Raw genomic sequence first — 13,945 nt, 5'->3', positions numbered from 1 at the left:
AACCCCCAGGCGGCCCTGCTTCGGCGGGGCATGCGGCATCTGACGATGCTGCCCCGAGCACCAGCCGCTGCCCTGCAGCGGCTTTTGTATTTTCTGAAATAACGAAGTGGAGAGCCGCATGGTTCCCGTAATCGCCCTGGTGGGCCGACCTAACGTCGGCAAGTCCACCCTGTTCAACCGCCTGACCAGGACTCGCGACGCCATTGTCGGCGACTTGTCCGGTCTGACCCGTGATCGCCAATACGGTGAGGCAAAGTGGCAAGGGCGCTCCTACATTATTGTCGACACCGGTGGTATCTCCGGTGACGAGCATGGCATGGACGAAAAAATGGCCGAGCAGTCACTGCTGGCCATTGAAGAAGCCGATGTCGTGTTGTTCCTGGTGGACGCCCGCGCGGGCTATACCGCTGCCGACCAGATGATTGGCGAGCACCTGCGCAAGCGCAACAAGCGCTCCTATCTGGTCGCCAACAAGATCGACAACATCGATCCTGAGGCCGCCCGTGCCGAATTCAGTCCGATGGGCCTGGGCGATGCGATCCCGGTCGCCGGTGCCCACGGTCGCGGCATCACCCAGATGCTGGAAATCGCCCTGCGCGACTTTCCCAAGGATGACGTCGAGGAAGAAGAGGGCGAGGAAGAGATCGTCGCTGAAGGTGAGGAAGCCAAGCGCATTCCTGGCCCGAGCGAAAAAGACGGTATCAAGATCGCTATCATCGGCCGCCCGAACGTCGGCAAGTCGACCCTGGTCAACCGTATGCTCGGTGAAGACCGCGTTATCGTCTATGACCAACCCGGCACCACGCGCGACAGTATTTACATCCCGTTTGAGCGTAACGACGAGAAGTACACGCTGATCGACACCGCCGGTGTGCGCAAGCGCGGCAAGATCCACGAAGAAGTTGAAAAGTTCTCCGTGGTCAAAACCCTGCAAGCGATCAAAGACGCCAACGTGGTGATCTTCGTAATGGACGCCCGTGAAGGCGTGGTGGACCACGACCTCAACTTGCTGGGCTTTGCCCTGGAAGCCGGTCGGGCCCTGGTAATCGCGATCAACAAGTGGGACGGCATGACGCCGAGCGAGCGCGATTTCGTCAAAATCGAGCTGCAGCGTCGGTTGTTCTTCGTTGAGTTCGCCGATATCCACTTTATCTCGGCACTGCACGGCACCGGCGTGGGCAACCTCTACGCGTCCGTACAGAACTCGTTCAAGTCCGCGGTTACCCGCTGGCCGACCAACCGTCTGACCCAGATCCTGGAAGACGCGGTGGGCGAGCACGCGCCGCCGATGGTCAACAACCGCCGGATCAAACTGCGTTACGCCCACTTGGGTGGTGCCAACCCGCCGATTATCGTGATCCACGGTAACCAGATCGAGAAGGTGCCCAAGTCCTACGTGCGTTACCTGGAAAACACTTACCGTCGAGTCTTGAAACTGGTCGGTACGCCGATCCGTATCGAGTTCAAGGGTGGCGAGAACCCATACGAAGGCAACAAGAACACACTGACCGACCGTCAAGTGAACAAGAAGCGTCGTTTGATGACTCACCACAAAAAAGCCGACAAGAAGCGCCGTGACAAGAAATAACGGCAGCTTTGCGTTGTAAGCGACACGCTGCAAGAGAGGGCTCCTTTAGAGCCCTTTTTTATGCGCGACCGTTTGTGCCTTGACCCGATGCAGTGGGCAGCTTAAAACTTGTGGCTCACCTGCAGGGGCTTCCGATGATCACCAGCAAGCTGCCGAATGTCGGCACGACCATTTTCACCACCATGTCGCAACTCGCCGCTGAAACCGGCGCACTCAACCTGTCCCAGGGCTTCCCGGATTTCAATGGCCCGCAAGGTTTACTCGATGCCGTGGGCAAGCATATCGCCCTCGGCCATAACCAATACGCACCGATGACCGGCCTGCCCGTGTTGCGTCAGCAAGTGGCGGCCAAGATCGCCCGCAGTTATGGCGTCACAGTGGATGTCGACAGCGAAGTGACCATCACCCCAGGCGCCACCGAGGCGATCTTTTGCGCGATCCAGGCGGTCATCCGCAACGGCGATGAAGTCATCGTGTTCGACCCCAGCTACGACAGCTACGAGCCGTCGGTCGAGCTGGCCGGTGGTCGCTGCGTGCATGTGCAATTGAGCCTGCAAGGCTTCGCCCTCGACTTTGACAAGATCAGGGCCGCGCTCTCACCGCGCACGCGCATGATCATCATCAACTCGCCACATAACCCCACCGGCGCGCTGATCAGCCGCGCCGAGCTGGACCAGTTGGCCGAACTGATCCGCGACCGTGATATTTATCTGGTCAGCGATGAGGTCTACGAACACCTGGTATTCGACGGTGTGCCCCACGTCAGCATATTGGCCCATCAGGAACTGTATCAGCGCGCCTTTGTAGTCAGCTCCTTCGGCAAGACCTATCACGTGACCGGCTGGAAAACCGGTTACGTGGTCGCGCCGCCGGCCCTGACAGCTGAACTGCGCAAGGTGCATCAATATGTCAACTTTTGCGGCGTGACCCCTTTGCAGTACGCTTTGGCAGACTTCATGGCCGAACATCCGGAGCATGTCGACGAACTGCCGGCTTTTTACCAGGCCAAGCGTGACCTGTTCTGCGACCTGCTGGCGCCATCGCGCTTGAGCTTTACCCGGGTGACCGGCACTTACTTCCAACTGGTGGATTACTCGCAGATTCGCCCAGACCTGGATGACGTCGCCATGTCCCTGTGGATGACCCGCGAACATGGCGTGGCGACCATTCCGGTTTCGGTGTTCTACCAGCACCCACCCCAAGGCCAGCGCCTGGTGCGCCTGTGCTTTGCCAAACGCGAGGAGACGTTGCGACAAGCGGCGGAAAAACTATGCGCGATCTGAGTGCACTGCCCAATCTGAACATTGCCCTGGTGCAGACGAGCCTGGCCTGGCATGACCGCCAAGCCAACTTCGAACACTTCGAGTTGCTGCTGGAGCAGGCCAAAGGCGCCGACTTGATTGTGCTGCCAGAGATGTTCACCACCGGTTTTTCCATGGAATCAGAAGCCCTCGCCGAGCCGGAAAGCGGCCCCACCCATCATTGGCTCCAGGCCCAAGCGGCAAAGTATCAGGCCGTGATTACCGGCAGTGTGATCATCCAGGCCGCCGATGGCAGCCACCGCAACCGTCTGCTGTGGGCGCGGCCGGATGGCGAGGTGTTGCATTACGACAAGCGCCACCTGTTCCGCATGGCCGGTGAACATGACCATTACACCCCCGGCGAGCGCCAGGTGCAGTTCGAGTTGAAGGGTTGGCGCATTCGCCCGCTGATCTGCTATGACCTGCGCTTCCCGGTGTGGAGCCGCGACGCCCAGGATACGGACCTGCTGCTGTACACCGCCAACTGGCCGGGTGCTCGGCGTCAGCATTGGAATCGGCTGTTGCCGGCACGGGCCATTGAGAACCTGTGTTACGTGGCGGCGGTGAACCGGGTGGGCACCGACGGCAAGGGGTTTGCCTACACCGGCGATAGCCAGGTGTTGGATTTCCAGGGTGAGACTTTGCTGAGTGCAGGGGAGGCGGATGGGGTGTTCCAGGTGATCCTGGATGCGGCGGAGCTGGCGGCTTACCGTACACGATTCCCGGCGAATCTGGATGCCGATAGCTTTCAGTTTGTCTGAGGCTCTGAGATTGTTCCCACGCTCTGCGTGGGAACGCCTCTTGGGACGCTCTGCGTACCGCTTCTAAGGGCGGACGCAGAGCGTCCAGGGCTGCATTCCCACGCAGAGCGTGGGAACGATCAGGCCCCTGGATTCTCACCCAGGGGCCTTTTGCATTACGGCAATGCTTACGCCGCTTTGGCTTCCAACTGGCTCAACGAGCGGTTCAGCGCACTGAACAGCGCCTTGAAGCTGGCGGTAGTGATGTTTTCATCGATCCCCACCCCATGCACCGGGCGCTCACCGTTCACGCGCAGTTCAATGTAAGCCGCCGCCTTGGCATTGGTACCCGCACCAATCGCATGCTCGTTGTAGTCCATGATTTCAACGCCAATCGGCAAGCCGGCCACCAAGGCTTCCAGCGCGCCGTTGCCTTTGCCTTTCCAGTGCAAGTTGGTTTCGCCCTGGCCTTTGCCGGAGACTTCCACCTCGACAAAGCTGTTGCCGTTCTCTTCCTGCAGGCGGTGGCTGACCAGCGCGTACGGCGTGTTGGCTTGCAAGTACTCACGCTGCAGCAAGGCGTAGATCTGTGGCGCGGTCATCTCCAGGCCCACGCGATCGGTTTCGGCCTGTACCACCTGGCTGAACTCGATCTGCATGCGACGGGGCAAACTGATGTCGTATTCCTGCTCCAGCAAGTAGGCGATGCCGCCCTTGCCTGACTGGCTGTTCACACGGATCACGGCCTCGTAGCTGCGGCCAATGTCCGCAGGATCGATCGGCAAGTACGGCACTTCCCACAGCGCATCGTCTTTCTGCTGGGAGAAGCCTTTGCGGATCGCGTCCTGGTGCGAGCCGGAGAATGCGGTATGGACCAGGTCGCCGACATACGGGTGACGTGGGTGCACCTGGATCTGGTTGCATTCCTCGACCACTTTACGTACGCCGTCAATGTCAGAAAAGTCCAACTGCGGGTCCAGGCCCTGGGTGTACATGTTCAGCGCCACGGTGACCAAATCGACGTTCCCGGTGCGCTCGCCGTTGCCAAAAAGGCAGCCTTCCACACGATCAGCGCCGGCCATCAGGCCCAACTCGGTGGCCGCCACGCCAGTGCCACGGTCGTTGTGGGTGTGCAGGCTGATGATCACGCTGTCACGACGGTTGATATGGCGACCGAACCACTCGATCTGGTCGGCATAGATGTTAGGGGTGGCGCATTCAACCGTGGCGGGCAGGTTGAGGATCATCTTGTGCTCAGGCGTGGGGTTCCACACCTCGATCACCGCGTCGCAGACTTCCTTGGCGAACTCAAGCTCAGTGGCGCTGAAGGTCTCTGGGGAATATTCGAAGGTCCACTGGGTTTCCGGCTGCTGGGCGGCGTATTTGACGAACAGCTTGGCGGCGTTGACCGCGATGGCCTTGATGCCGTCCTTGTCCTGGTTGAACACGATGCGGCGGAACGACGGCGAGGTGGCATTGTACAAGTGCACAATGGCTTTCTTCGCGCCGCGCAGAGATTCGAAGGTGCGTGCGATCAAGTCTTCACGACCCTGGGTCAGCACTTGGATGGTGGTGTCCTCGGGGATGTGGTTGTCTTCGATCAGGGTGCGCACGAAGTCGAAGTCGGTTTGCGACGCGGCAGGGAACGAGGCTTCGATTTCCTTTACGCCAACGGCCACCAGGGTCTTCCAGAAGCGCAGCTTTTTCACCGCGTCCATCGGCTCGATCAGCGACTGGTTGCCATCACGCAGGTCGGAGCTGCACCAGATCGGCGCTTGGGTGATGGTCTTCGACGGCCAGGTACGGTCCGGGATGTCGATGGTCGGGAACGCGCGGTATTTCGAAGACGGGTCTTTGAGCATGCTCATCGGAAAATCCTTGGTTGTAGGGGCCGAAAAAAGGCGGCCTGCCGTAGAACTGTTATTGGGGATAAAACTTTAGGACGAGGCAGATCGATTCAGCCTGGCAGTCGTGCGCTGACAAGGCACAGGCTGCGGTGCTGGCGGAGCTGAATGAGGGTGTGAGAGGTTTTCATAAGCTCAACCCTAACCGCCGGGGTGAAAGATGGCAAGCAGTCGAGAAAAATTGAGATAAGTTCTTTTGCTGTCTCGAAAATCGAGATTTTATTGCCGTAATTTCGAGTGGTGTGTGTTTTTGTTGCTGTGGGTTTGTCAGGTGCGCAATTGAGGCGACGGCTTGCACCATCGCAGGAAAGCCAGCTCCCACACTGGGCAGCCTTCCAATGTAGGAGCCGGGCTTGCCCGCGATGAGGCCCGTAGTTTCACATTTGATATCAGGGTTGGAACGCGCCGATAAAGATCGCTGGATCTACACGTGCATCGTTCAGGCTGACGTTCCAGTGCATGTGCGGGCCAGTCGCCCGGCCAGTCGCACCCACCTTGCCCACCACCGCGCCGCGCACCAGTTGCTGGCCCACCTTCACGTCGATTTTGGACATATGGCAGAACATGCTGATAAAACCCTGGCCATGGTCGACGAACACCGTGTTGCCATTGAAGAAGTAATTGCCCACCAGAATGACCTTGCCGTTGGCGGGCGTCTTGATCGGCGTACCGGCCGGCACGGCGAAGTCCAGGCCCGAGTGCGGGTTGCGCTCTTCGCCGTTGAAGAAGCGTCGCACGCCGAACTTGCTCGACAGCGGCCCGCTCACCGGTTTATCCAGCACCAGGTTGCTCGGCAGGTTCGGGCTGAAACTGCGGTAAGCCTTGAGCTGCACAGCCAGTTCGCCTTCGATGCGCTTGAGCTGGGCCGGGTCAGGGTTGACCTGGCTCTTGTTCTTCAAAGTGATGCGCTGTTCCGGATACTTCTTGTAGCCGACGATAAACGGCAGGTTGCGCCCACCGCTGCTGATGCGCTCGTTGCCGGGCTTGACCGTCAACGGGATGCCGACAATGGCCAGCCAGTTGTCCTGCTCCTTGACCACCAGCACCGGCTTGCCCTGGTAAGTGGCTTTCGGCGCCGTGGCCGAAGGGCCCAGCTCGACGACGGCCACGCCGCCAGGCACCGGTTTGTTCAGGGTTCGCGTGATGTAGCTGTCGGCGTGGGCATTAAACGTGAGGCACAACAGCATCAACAGGCTCAGTAGGCGTGGCATCGATCAATCCAATAATGAAAGGGTGACGGGTGTCAGGTGGTTGTCTTCCACCCGCACTTGCAATTGGCCTTCACCCAGGCGCGCGGTGAGGCGCTGGCCGGTGTGGGTTTGCGCGGCATTGCGAATCGCCTGGCCGCGCTCGTCCAACAGGATGCTGTAGCCGCGGCCCAGGGTCGCCAGCGGGCTGACCACCTGCAATGTCTGCACTTGGCTCTGCAGTTGCAGACGCCGAGCCTTGAGACCTTCGCGCATGGCGCGGGGCAGGCGTTCGGCGAGGCTGTCCAGGCGCTGGCGCAAGAGTGCCAGTTGACGGCCCGGGTGCTGGCCGGCGAGGCGGGTCTCCAGGCGGATCAAGCGCTCGCGACGGGTATTGAGGCTGCGCTCAAAGGCACGGCGCAAGCGCGTGTCCAGGTCATCCAGACGCTGGGCCTGCTGGCGCAAGCGCTCGCCCGGATGACGCAGGCGCCGGGCCATGCCTTCCAGGCGCAGGCGGCTGTGGCTCAGGCGGTTGCGCATCAGCATCACCAGGCGGCGCTGCAGGTTTTCTACCTGGCGTACCAGATGGCTGGCGTCGGGAGCCAACAACTCGGCGGCGGCGGAGGGAGTAGGGGCGCGGACGTCCGCCACGAAGTCGCTGATGGACACATCGGTTTCATGACCAACGGCGCTGACGATAGGGGTAACACAGGCATCAACTGCACGGGCCACCGCCTCTTCGTTGAAGCACCACAAGTCTTCAAGGGAGCCACCGCCACGGGCCAGGATCAGCGCGTCGAAACCACGAGCGTCGGCGAGTTTCAGCGCCCGCACGATCTGCGGGATTGCTTCGCGGCCTTGCACGGCGGTAGGGATCAGGGTCAGTTCAATGTTCGGCGCGCGGCGGCGGAACACGCTGATAATGTCGCGAATCACCGCGCCGGTGGGCGAGCTGATAATGCCGATGCGCCGAGGATGCACCGGCAGCGCCACCTTGCGTTCGGCACTGAACAGGCCTTCGGCGCTCAGCTTTTCCTTCAGTGCATCAAAGGCCAGGCGCAGCGCACCGTCACCGGCTGGCTCCACGGTATCGAGGATCAGTTGGTAATCACCACGGCCCTCGAACAACGAGACCTTGCCGCGCACCTTCACCGCCAGCCCGTCCCTCAACGCCTGGCGTACGCGTGCAGCGTTGTTGCGAAACAGCGCACAACGCACTTGGGCCCCGCTGTCCTTGAGCGTGAAATACACATGGCCGGAGGCTGGGCGAGCGAGGTTGGAGATCTCGCCTTCCACCCAGATATTGGTGAACACGTCTTCCAGCAACACCCGCGCACGGCCGTTGAGCTGGCTGACAGTCAGGACTTCGCGGTCCAGGCCCAAACGGGCAAAAGGATCTTTAATCATGGGCGGCAGTTTATAGGCATTCGTGCAGGGTTTGACAGAATTGCTCCACCAGCGGGCTCTGCACTTGCGCGCAGGCCAGGGCCACGGTGCTGTGGCAGTCCGGGTCGGCCAGGGGTAAAAAGTGCAGGTTGGCGGGGGCGATGTCCTGCATGGATTTTGGTAACAAGGCAATACCGAAACCAGCCTGGATCAATTGCAACTGCGTGGTCTTGCGCGACATCACCCGTGCGGCCTTGGGGAAAAAACCTGCACGCATGCACAATTCGGCGGACAGATAACTCAGCCCGCCGCGTTGGGGATGGGGGATCGAGATAAACGCTTGGTCCTTTAGCTGTGCCAACTCCACCGGCGCGTCGCTGCGTGCCAACGGATGATTCGGCGGCACCGCCAGCACCAACGGCTCCGTGTACAACGGCAGCACACGCACGCCGTCGCGCTGGCGCAATACGGGCAAGCGTAGCAGGCCGACGTCCAGGCGACCCTCGGCGATATCCTCCAACTGAGCTTCGGAGGAGAGCTTGGCAATATCCACCGACACGCCCGGACAGCGCTCTAGCCAGTTGCTGATGCCGTGCAATAACGCGCCGCTCATCGGCACGGTGCTCGAGTGACTCAGGCGCAGCGTGCCAAGCTGGCCATTGCCTACGAGGGTCGCCACTTCGCTGGCCTTGAGCAACTCACTCAACAAATTGCGCGCCCGTGGGTAGAACGCTTCACCGGCCGCTGTGAGCCGCGGTTGGCGTGCGGTGCGTTCGAACAATGGGGTTTGAAGTTGATTTTCCAGTTCCTTGATCTGCCGGCTCAAGGCCGACTGCGCCACAAACAGGCGTTCGGCCGCGGCACTGAAGCTGCCGCTCTCGGCGATTTCGACGAAGTAACGCAGTTGCCGCGTGGAGATTACGAGTCATGCCTTTTTGAGATGAGTGGCTGGCTTTGAAGATATTAGTCGCAACAGTAGACAATGGCTAAAGTGAAGGCCATGTCCAACAAGGAATAACCCATGAGCCTGGTTGAGTTGATGAGTCAGTGGTCGTTCGGGGCTGTGGATTGGCTGGTGATCGGCCTGGGTGTGGTGCTGGCCTATGTGGTGTTTGGCATTGCCGGGTTCGGGACGGCCTTGGTCGCCGGGCCAATCCTGATTCTATTCATGCCGCTGTCGAAGATCATCCCGTTGCTGGTGCTGCTGGATTTTGTCGCGGCGTTTGGCGGCCTGCTGCAAGCGCGGCACGATGTGAACAAGCCGGAACTGTTGCGGTTGCTGCCCTGCATGGCCATCGGCTGCAGCCTGGGCGTGGGTTTTTTGCTCAACTTGCATTCGGACTTGTTGCTGTTGTTGATGGGGCTGTTTATCAGTGCCTACGCGATTTACAGCCTGGCGGTGAAAGCACGGCCGACTCAATTGGCGGCGGGCTGGTCGATTCCCATGGGCACTGTGGGTGGCCTGTTTGGTGCGCTATTTGGCAGTGGCGGCTTTTTATATGCGATTTACCTTAACAGCCGTTTACCCAAAGACGCGGCGCGGGCCACGCAAAGCGCGCTGATCAGTTGCAGCACGGTCGTGCGTTTGAGTTTGTTCCTGATTGCCGGGGTGTATGCAGATTTGCCGTTATTGATGTTGGCGGTTTGTCTGTTGCCGGCGATGGCCCTGGGGCTGTGGTGTGGGCGCAGGCTGACGATGCGGCTGTCCCGGGAGGCGTTCGTGCGGTTGGTGACCTGGTTGGTATTGGCCAGTGGTATTGCGTTGATCGGGCGGTATGTGAGTACTTGACCTGATTTTTTCAGGGATTAAGCTGCCGTCCTCCCGGGCGTCATCGCGGGCAAGCCCGGCTCCCACATTGGAATGCGATCAACTGTGGGAGCCGGGCTTGCCCGCGATGGCGCCAATAGCCACACCGCAGGACTCCCATGAACTCCCAAAGCATCCTTGTCCCGAAAATCTCCACCTTGCCCGTCCACGAACCCCGCGCCCGGGCGATTGTGCGCTGGCTGGTGCGCAAGAACATCATCAAGGAAGAACTCACCACTTGCGGGCGTACCGGCAACCGCATGGGCTACGCCCTGGCCGATGGCGCCCGCGCCGTGGTGCTGCACCCCGAGGCGCTGCCGTTCAACGAGCCGGTCAATGGCCTGGAGATCATCTACAAGCGTTGCATCTATACCCCGGCCAAGGGGTTTCTTGAAGAAGCCGGTTGCCCGGAATGCCTGAAGGAAGTTGGTGAGGCGCTGTTCGAAAGCCTGGAAGACTGGATGCCTGGCCACACCGACAACTTCACCTGCCCGCTGTGTGGGCATGAAGATGACATCAACGGTTTTCTGTTCCTGCAGGAATGCGGGTTTTCCAACCTGGGGTTCATCTTCAACAACTGGGCGGAGGCGGGGTTCAAGCAGAGCTTTATCGACGAATTTGCCGATTGGTTGGACCAGAAAATGAGCTGGGTCAAAGTCGAGCTTTAATCCATCTATCAGTATTACCAAGTTTGTCAGAGTTTTACATTGAGCCGGGCAGGGTGCATGTATATAATGGCGCGCTTCCATTTTCCCGCTCGGGAGCCCCCGCGATGCTGCGTATCAGCCAAGAAGCTCTGACATTCGACGACATTCTCCTAGTGCCCGGTTATTCCGAGGTGCTTCCTAACGAAGTCAGTCTCAAGACCCGCCTAACCCGTGGCATCGAGCTGAATATTCCCTTGGTTTCCGCTGCCATGGACACCGTCACCGAAGCCCGTCTGGCCATTGCCATGGCTCAGGAAGGCGGCATCGGCATCATCCACAAGAACATGACCATCGAGCAGCAAGCTGCCGAAGTGCGCAAGGTCAAGCGTTACGAAGCCGGCGTGGTGAAAGATCCGATCACCATCGAAGCTGACGCCACCGTGCGTGACCTGTTCGAACTCACGCGTATGCACAACATCTCCGGCGTCCCGGTGCTGCACGATGGCGACCTGGTCGGCATCGTCACTTCCCGTGACGTGCGTTTCGAGAACCGCCTTGAAGTCACCGTCCGTGAAGTGATGACGCCTAAAGAGCGCCTCGTCACCGTCAAGGAAGGCGCCGACAAGAACGATGTGCGCGAACTGCTGCACAAGCACCGCATCGAGCGCGTGCTGATCGTCGACGACAAATTCGCCCTCAAAGGCATGATGACCGTCAACGACATCGAAAAAGCCAAGGCTTACCCGCTGGCCAGCAAGGATGACCAAGGTCGTCTGCGTGTTGGCGCTGCCGTCGGTACCGGTAAAGACACTGGTGATCGGGTCTCGGCCCTGGTCGCCGCCGGTGTTGACGTGGTAGTGGTCGACACCGCCCACGGCCACTCCAAAGGCGTGATTGACCGCGTGCGTTGGGTCAAGCAGAACTTCCCTGACGTGCAGGTGATCGGCGGCAACATCGCCACCGGCGCTGCCGCCAAGGCCCTGGCCGAAGCGGGCGCCGACGCAGTCAAGGTCGGTATCGGCCCAGGCTCCATCTGCACCACGCGTATCGTCGCCGGTGTGGGCGTGCCGCAGATCAGCGCCATCGCCAACGTCGCCGCCGCCCTTGAAGGCACGGGCGTACCGTTGATCGCCGACGGTGGCATCCGGTTCTCCGGTGACCTGTCCAAGGCCATCGTCGCCGGTGCCTCCTGCGTGATGATGGGCTCGATGTTCGCAGGTACCGAAGAAGCGCCGGGCGAGATCGAACTGTTCCAGGGTCGTTCGTACAAGGCTTACCGTGGCATGGGTTCGCTGGGCGCCATGTCCCAGGCGCAAGGTTCTTCCGACCGTTACTTCCAGGACTCCTCGGCAGGCGCCGAGAAGCTCGTACCGGAAGGCATCGAAGGCCGTGTGCCATACAAAGGCACCCTGAGCGCGATCATCCATCAACTGATGGGCGGCCTGCGTTCCTCGATGGGCTACACCGGCAGTGCCGACATCGAAGAAATGCGCACCAAGCCAGAGTTCGTGCGGATCACCGGCGCCGGCATGGCTGAATCCCATGTCCACGACGTGCAGATCACCAAGGAAGCGCCAAACTACCGTGTAGGTTGAGCCTTCCAGCAAAATGTTAAGTAACCGGGGCTGTTCTTCAGCCCCGAGTTGTTTCTGATTCATTAGACGAGACTGACTTCATGGCCCTCGACATTCACGCCCACCGCATCCTGATCCTCGACTTCGGTTCCCAGTACACCCAACTGATCGCCCGCCGCGTGCGTGAAATCGGCGTGTACTGCGAACTGCACCCGTTCGACATGGACGATGAAGCGATCCGCGAATTCGCACCCAAAGGCGTCATTCTCGCCGGTGGCCCCGAGTCCGTTCACGAAGCCAACAGCCCGCGCTGCCCGCAGGCGGTATTCGACCTGGGCGTGCCGGTGTTCGGCATCTGCTACGGCATGCAGACCATGGCCGAGCAACTGGGCGGCAAGGTTGAAGGTTCCGAGTTGCGTGAATTCGGTTATGCCCGTGTAGACGTGGTCGGCAAGAGCCGCCTGCTGGACGGCATCGAAGACCACATCGACGCCGACGGCCTGTTCGGCCTCGACGTGTGGATGAGCCACGGTGACAAGGTCACCAAAATGCCGGAAGACTTCCACATCCTGGCCAGCACCCCGAGCTGCCCGATTGCCGGCATGTTCAGCGACGAGCGTCGCTACTACGGCGTGCAATTCCACCCGGAAGTGACCCACACCAAGCAAGGCGGGCGCATCCTGTCGCGTTTCATCCTCGACATCTGCGAGTGTGAAGCCCTGTGGACCCCGTCGAAAATTGCTGAAGATGCCATCGCCCAAGTGCGCGCCCAGGTCGGCACTGACAACGTATTGCTTGGCCTGTCCGGCGGCGTTGACTCCTCGGTTGTAGCGGCACTGCTGCACAAGGCCATCGGCGACCAACTGACCTGCGTGTTTGTCGACAACGGCCTGCTGCGCCTGCACGAAGGTGAGCAAGTGATGGCCATGTTCGCCGAGAACATGGGCGTCAAGGTGATCCGCGCCAACGCTGAGGACCAGTTCCTCAACAACCTGGCCGGCGAGTCCGACCCGGAGAAGAAGCGCAAGATCATCGGCCGCACCTTCATCGACGTGTTCGATGCCGAGTCCAACAAACTGGACAACATCAAGTACCTCGCCCAGGGCACCATCTACCCCGACGTGATCGAATCGGCCGGCGCCAAAAGCGGCAAGGCCCACGTGATCAAGTCCCACCACAACGTGGGTGGCCTGCCTGAGGAAATGAACCTCAAGCTGGTAGAACCGCTGCGCGAACTGTTCAAGGACGAAGTCCGCCGTCTGGGCCTGGAACTGGGCCTGCCGTACGACATGGTCTACCGCCACCCATTCCCAGGCCCGGGCCTGGGTGTGCGTATCCTGGGTGAAGTGAAGAAGGAATACGCCGACCTGCTGCGTCGTGCCGACCACATCTTCATCGAAGAACTGCGCAAGGCCGACTGGTACCACAAGGTCAGCCAGGCGTTCGTGGTGTTCCAGCCGGTGAAATCGGTGGGCGTTGTCGGCGATGGTCGTCGTTACGCATGGGTTGTTGCGCTGCGCGCCGTAGAGACCATCGACTTCATGACAGCGCGTTGGGCACACCTGCCTTACGAACTGCTGGAGACGGTCAGCGGCCGTATCATCAATGAGATCGAAGGCATTTCGCGCGTGACGTATGACGTGTCGAGCAAGCCGCCGGCGACGATTGAGTGGGAATGATCCTGCAATAGCAGGTGAGTGCTGAATGACAAAACCCCGGCCACGTGCCGGGGTTTTGCTTTCTGTGTCGCCCGTTGAGCCCGGTGCATGGGGAGCCGCTATTGAGGGGCGTGGGCGCTTTTCAAACCGTCA

At 60.3% G+C, this 13,945-nt stretch carries 11 protein-coding genes; 7 read left to right on the top strand and 4 right to left on the bottom strand.

What is annotated here, in order from left to right; all coding sequences use genetic code 11:
- The first annotated feature begins 118 nt into the window (after positions 1-118).
- From der to GH769_RS19660, 3 genes are all read left to right on the top strand, one after another.
- Complete coding sequence (der, locus tag GH769_RS19670) at positions 119-1,588, top strand: ribosome biogenesis GTPase Der (protein WP_005791167.1); 1,470 nt, start codon at positions 119-121, stop codon at positions 1,586-1,588.
- 134 nt (positions 1,589-1,722) lie between these two features.
- Positions 1,723-2,871: a pyridoxal phosphate-dependent aminotransferase gene (locus GH769_RS19665; RefSeq protein ID WP_020301376.1), complete on the top strand. Its 1,149-nt coding sequence runs from the start codon at positions 1,723-1,725 to the stop codon at positions 2,869-2,871.
- Positions 2,859-3,650, top strand: coding sequence for an amidohydrolase (locus tag GH769_RS19660; RefSeq protein ID WP_014719813.1), 792 nt, complete (start codon positions 2,859-2,861; stop codon positions 3,648-3,650). Before GH769_RS19665 ends, GH769_RS19660 begins: the two co-directional genes overlap by 13 nt.
- Positions 3,651-3,817: 167 nt before the next feature.
- Here GH769_RS19660 and leuA read toward each other — a convergent pair whose 3' ends face one another.
- From leuA to GH769_RS19640, 4 genes are all read right to left on the bottom strand, one after another.
- The gene (gene leuA, locus GH769_RS19655; protein WP_014719812.1) at positions 3,818-5,497 is read right to left on the bottom strand and encodes a 2-isopropylmalate synthase; all 1,680 of its coding nucleotides are present in this window, start codon (positions 5,495-5,497) and stop codon (positions 3,818-3,820) included.
- Positions 5,498-5,922: 425 nt separating this feature from the next.
- A complete protein-coding gene (locus tag GH769_RS19650) occupies positions 5,923-6,744 on the bottom strand; it encodes a M23 family metallopeptidase (protein WP_014719811.1) in 822 nt (273 codons plus the stop codon).
- 3 nt (positions 6,745-6,747) lie between these two features.
- A complete protein-coding gene (xseA, locus tag GH769_RS19645) occupies positions 6,748-8,127 on the bottom strand; it encodes an exodeoxyribonuclease VII large subunit (protein WP_032903678.1) in 1,380 nt (459 codons plus the stop codon).
- Between the two features lie 10 nt (positions 8,128-8,137).
- Positions 8,138-9,025 (bottom strand): LysR family transcriptional regulator, encoded by an 888-nt coding sequence (locus GH769_RS19640; protein WP_032903679.1) that lies wholly within the window; start codon positions 9,023-9,025, stop codon positions 8,138-8,140.
- 102 nt (positions 9,026-9,127) lie between these two features.
- On the opposite strand from GH769_RS19640, the gene GH769_RS19635 reads away from it, so the two are divergent.
- The 4 genes from GH769_RS19635 to guaA all read left to right on the top strand — a co-directional run bounded on the left by GH769_RS19635 (position 9,128) and on the right by guaA (position 13,813).
- Complete coding sequence (locus tag GH769_RS19635; protein ID WP_032903680.1) at positions 9,128-9,895, top strand: sulfite exporter TauE/SafE family protein; 768 nt, start codon at positions 9,128-9,130, stop codon at positions 9,893-9,895.
- A 137-nt stretch (positions 9,896-10,032) separates the two neighbouring features.
- On the top strand, positions 10,033-10,581 hold the full coding sequence (locus tag GH769_RS19630; RefSeq protein WP_005791157.1) for a hypothetical protein: 549 nt from the start codon (positions 10,033-10,035) through the stop codon (positions 10,579-10,581).
- 104 nt (positions 10,582-10,685) lie between these two features.
- Entirely contained in the window at positions 10,686-12,155 is a 1,470-nt protein-coding gene (gene guaB / locus GH769_RS19625; protein WP_014719807.1) for an IMP dehydrogenase, read from the top strand.
- An 80-nt stretch (positions 12,156-12,235) separates the two neighbouring features.
- On the top strand, positions 12,236-13,813 hold the full coding sequence (gene guaA, locus GH769_RS19620; protein ID WP_014719806.1) for a glutamine-hydrolyzing GMP synthase: 1,578 nt from the start codon (positions 12,236-12,238) through the stop codon (positions 13,811-13,813).
- The last annotated feature ends 132 nt before the right edge of the window (positions 13,814-13,945 follow it).

The organism is Pseudomonas sp. CFSAN084952 (genome assembly GCF_009648855.1).
Lineage (GTDB): Bacteria > Pseudomonadota > Gammaproteobacteria > Pseudomonadales > Pseudomonadaceae > Aquipseudomonas > Aquipseudomonas paracarnis.
This window is presented reverse-complemented; position numbering and strand designations above follow the sequence as displayed.